Annotated in this window: 3 protein-coding genes; all 3 read left to right on the plus strand. The window is 59.8% G+C overall.

Features of this window, described 5'->3' with window-relative positions; translation table 11 throughout:
• Nucleotides 1-829 precede the first annotated feature (829 nt).
• The 3 genes from JNM42_RS15745 to istB are packed head-to-tail and all read left to right on the plus strand — an operon-like array spanning nt 830 to nt 3,421.
• On the plus strand, nt 830-1,195 hold the full coding sequence (locus JNM42_RS15745) for a hypothetical protein (RefSeq protein ID WP_294272258.1): 366 nt from the start codon (nt 830-832) through the stop codon (nt 1,193-1,195).
• Nucleotides 1,192-2,688 carry an IS21 family transposase gene (gene istA / locus JNM42_RS15750; protein WP_294272262.1) on the plus strand — a complete coding sequence of 499 codons (1,497 nt, stop codon included), beginning with the start codon at nt 1,192-1,194 and terminating at the stop codon, nt 2,686-2,688. Before JNM42_RS15745 ends, istA begins: the two co-directional genes overlap by 4 nt.
• Nucleotides 2,675-3,421 (plus strand): IS21-like element helper ATPase IstB, encoded by a 747-nt coding sequence (gene istB / locus JNM42_RS15755; RefSeq protein ID WP_294272264.1) that lies wholly within the window; start codon nt 2,675-2,677, stop codon nt 3,419-3,421. Before istA ends, istB begins: the two co-directional genes overlap by 14 nt.
• The last annotated feature ends 296 nt before the right edge of the window (nt 3,422-3,717 follow it).

The following is a 3,717-nucleotide window of genomic DNA, read 5'->3' on the forward strand; positions in this document are numbered from 1 at the left end:
TGGCTGGTGCGCGCCAAACACAATCGCTGCCTGCCTGAGGGGCAGAAGCTATGGACACACACCTGTGCCGGCGAACCCTTGGGCGAGATTGTGTTCACGATGCCCTCCCGGCAAGGTCAGAAAGCCCGCCCGGTTCGCCAGTGTCGCGGCCAATCTGAATCTGGTCGTGGCTAGCCGACGCGAAACTGGATTTTCTTGGTTTGGGTTTTCTTCCTTGACCTGATATGAAACTTGAGTTTTCTTCGCTGCTTTAGTTTTCTTCGGTTTTCTTCCTGGATCGTGTAGTAACCCATCTCGTGATGAGGCGGGAGGCGACACGAGATGGTGCGAGAGAAACAGCCCAGATGCGTCCATTGCGGGCAGGGATTTACGCCGGATGAGCGCAACGTAAGGCATCAGCGTTACTGTGGAGCGGCGCCGTGCAAAGCGGCGAGCAAGAAGGCCAGCCAATCCAAATGGCTGGCGAAGCCGGAGAACAAGGATTACCACAGCGGACCGGAAGCACTGGCCCGAGTCCGGGCATGGCGTGCTGCCCATCCTGGCTATAGCCGACGCAAGCCAGGCTTTGCCGAAGTGTCGGTACAAGACGACTTGCCGTTTGAGCCAAGCCCATCGCGTCCCACGCTGGTCGAGGTAATGGCCTCGGCGAAGATCTCTTGTAACGCTTCGGAGGCGACGGCGAGGCCACCGTTACAAGATTTCTTGAATGCGCAACCCATTGTTATGGTGGGATTAATCGCCCATATCTGGGGCAGTGCGTTACAAGAGGACATCGCCTCGGCCCTGACCCGGCTGATACAACTCGGGCAGGATATTCGAGGAGGCGACCATGAGCATTACGAAGCGCATGCTGAATCCGGACCGCCAGCGTCAGGTGCCGGAGCATTTCAGTTGGCTCGATCACCGCCTGGTGCGGGACCATTACATCGAGAAGGCTGACGTCGGTGCCTGGGCGTTGTACCTGTTTCTGGTCACCGTCGCCGATGCGCACGGACTCTCCTATTACAGCGACGCCAGTCTGTGCCGGCGCTTGCGTCTGGATCCCGATCAACTGGCTCGCGCGCGTCGCGACTTGATCAGTCTCGACCTGGTGGCCTACGATCCGCCACTCTACCAAGTCTTGAGCCTGCTTGAAGCTATACCCGTTGCTGCCCGTTTCGCGCGCTTGCACGCCATTCTGGAGCGCCGGGCATGATCGACTACGCCACCTGGTGTTCCATCCGCGATGGCGTCGCCAGTCACCTCACCGCGCCGCAACTGGCCGATAGTCTGGGGTTGGACGTCAAGACCGTGCGTCACTGGATCAATCGCCCCTATGCGCCACGGGCGCGCGTGCCGCGTCCCAGCAAGCTTGATCCCTTCAAGGGACGCATCGTCGGCTGGCTCGACGCCCATCCCCTCACGGCACAGCAGGTCTTCTTGCGCCTGCGTGACGCGGGTTACGAAGGCGGCATCAGTATCGTCAAAGACTACGTCCAAACGATCCGTCCCCGCCGACGCGAAGCCTTTTTGAAGCTCGCCTTTGCCCCTGGCGAAGTCGCTCAGGTTGATTGGGGCGAATACGGCACCATCGCGGTGGGCAACACCCGACGACGGTTATCCTTCTTCGTCATGGTGCTCGCCTGGAGTCGGCAACTGTATGTCGAGTTCACCCTTTCCCAGACCATGGAGCAGTTCCTCGGAGCCCACATCAACGCCTTCAACGCTCTGGGCGTCCCGCGCCAGGTGATGGTCGATAATCTGCGCTGTGCGGTGATTCGCCATGTGCGTGGCGAACCGGTACAGTTCAACCCGCGCTATCTTGATTTCGCCAGGCATTACGGGTTCGAGCCCGTGGCCTGCGCACCGGCGAAAGGCAACGAGAAGGGCCGCGTAGAACGGGGCGTGGGCTATGTCAAAGTCAGCTTCCTGAACGGTCTGGACCTGCCCGAGTTTGCCGCCCTGAATCCGGCGATCCAGGTCTGGCTGGAAGGCGTAGCCAATGTGCGTCTGCACCGCGAAACCCAGCGTCGACCAGTCGATCTGTGGAACGAGGAACGGGCGCATCTCCAGTCGGTGAATCCGCGTTTGTTCGATGTGGGCAGAGTCATCAGCGTCCGTGCCAATCGCCAGTTTCGCGTGGCACTTGAGACGAATCATTATTCCGTGCCGGCGCGCTTCGCCGGCCAGTTGGTGACGATGAAGGCCTATCCAGATCGGGTTTGCCTCTATCACGGCACAGAACTGATCGCCCGGCATGGGCGCTCGTTCGAGCGCCATCTGGACATCGAGGATCCTGATCATGCGAAGGCGTTGGTCACTCAGCGCCGTCACGCTCGTGATGCACAGGTACTCAAGCGCTTTCTAGCGCTCACGCCGTTGGCCGCCAAGTACCATGCCGGCTTGCTTGAGCGGCGGGGGAATGCCATTTCTCATATCCGCAAGATCGTTGCACTCGCCGAGATTCACGGTGATGACGCCGTGTCGCGGGCAATCACCGATGCGCTGACGTTTGAGGCATTCAGCAGCGAGTACATCGCGCACCTGATCAATGCACGGACGCGGCAGTTGCCGGAACCCAGCCCATTGGTGCTCATGCGTCGGCAGGATGTACTGGAACTGGAATTGCCGCCAGCAGACTTATCGGCGTATCCGGACATCGTCGGCGACATTGAACAGAAAGAGGAGACAGAACATGAGCATGACTGATGCGGTACTCGTGAAGCATCTGGAACGCCTACAACTGCCGTATTTCGTGCAGCTCTATCCAGACTTGCTGGCCCAAGCCGTCCGCGAGTCGTGGACTCATAGCCGCTTCCTTGAGCAACTGGCTGCCGGCGAGGTTGCCCGACGCGACGAGGCGATGATCGCTCGTCGGATCAAAGCCGCCCATCTGCCGGGCATCAAGACCCTTGATGGTTTCGACTGGTCGTGGCCCAAGAAGATCAATCGAGCCCAGATCCAACATCTGTTTCGTCTGGACTTCGTGCCGCCGCATGGCAACGTGATTCTGCTCGGTGGTGTCGGGGTAGGCAAGACACACCTGGCCATCGCGCTCGCGCATACCGCCTGCCTGCAAGGCAAGACGACCCTGTTCACCACAGCGGTCGACATCGTCAATTCGCTCGCCGCCGCCCAGGCCACCGGCGGTATCAAGCGCGAGATGGCCAGACTGCTCAAACCTACAATCCTCTGCATCGATGAGCTCGGCTACCTCCCCATCGACAAATTTGGCGCCGATGGCCTGTTCCAGGTCATCAGCCAGCGTTATGAGCGCGGCTCAACCGTCATTACGTCGAATCGGTCCTACAAACAATGGCCGGAAGTCTTCAACAACGATAGCACGCTGACCTCGGCCTTGCTCGACCGCCTGCTGCATCATGCCGAAACCATCGTCATCGAGGGGCGCTCATACCGCATGCGCGAACAGATCGAAATCTGATCTCCTCCCTCCTTCGGCCACTACCGCCGTCGGCTTCCCGCAAGACCGGCGGCGCTCCCTTTTGCTTTCTCCTACGCCTGCTTTCTCAAAGTAGAACGCTACCATCGCACCAGTCGGTCGTCGGCTTAGACCGGCCGCTTTCGCGCCGGCGCCGACATGCGCCCAAAACGCGCCTCGTCCTGAAACATCAGACGTATGCGCCGGCCCTTCACAACGTCGGGTTTGGCGATGGTCGCCAAATTTTCGGGCAGTTTTTTTTCCAGTCTTCCTGTGCTTTCGCATCGCTTTTGGGATGC

Origin of the sequence: Propionivibrio sp. (genome assembly GCF_016790145.1) — a bacterium.
Lineage (GTDB): Bacteria > Pseudomonadota > Gammaproteobacteria > Burkholderiales > Rhodocyclaceae > Propionivibrio.

What these genes read in the sequence shown, in the direction of transcription:
- JNM42_RS15745 (WP_294272258.1), top strand. Translation starts at nt 830, where the DNA reads ATGAGCATTACGAAGCGCATGCTGAATCCGGACCGCCAGCGTCAGGTG.
- istA (WP_294272262.1), top strand. Translation starts at nt 1,192, where the DNA reads ATGATCGACTACGCCACCTGGTGTTCCATCCGCGATGGCGTCGCCAGT.
- istB (WP_294272264.1), top strand. Translation starts at nt 2,675, where the DNA reads ATGAGCATGACTGATGCGGTACTCGTGAAGCATCTGGAACGCCTACAA.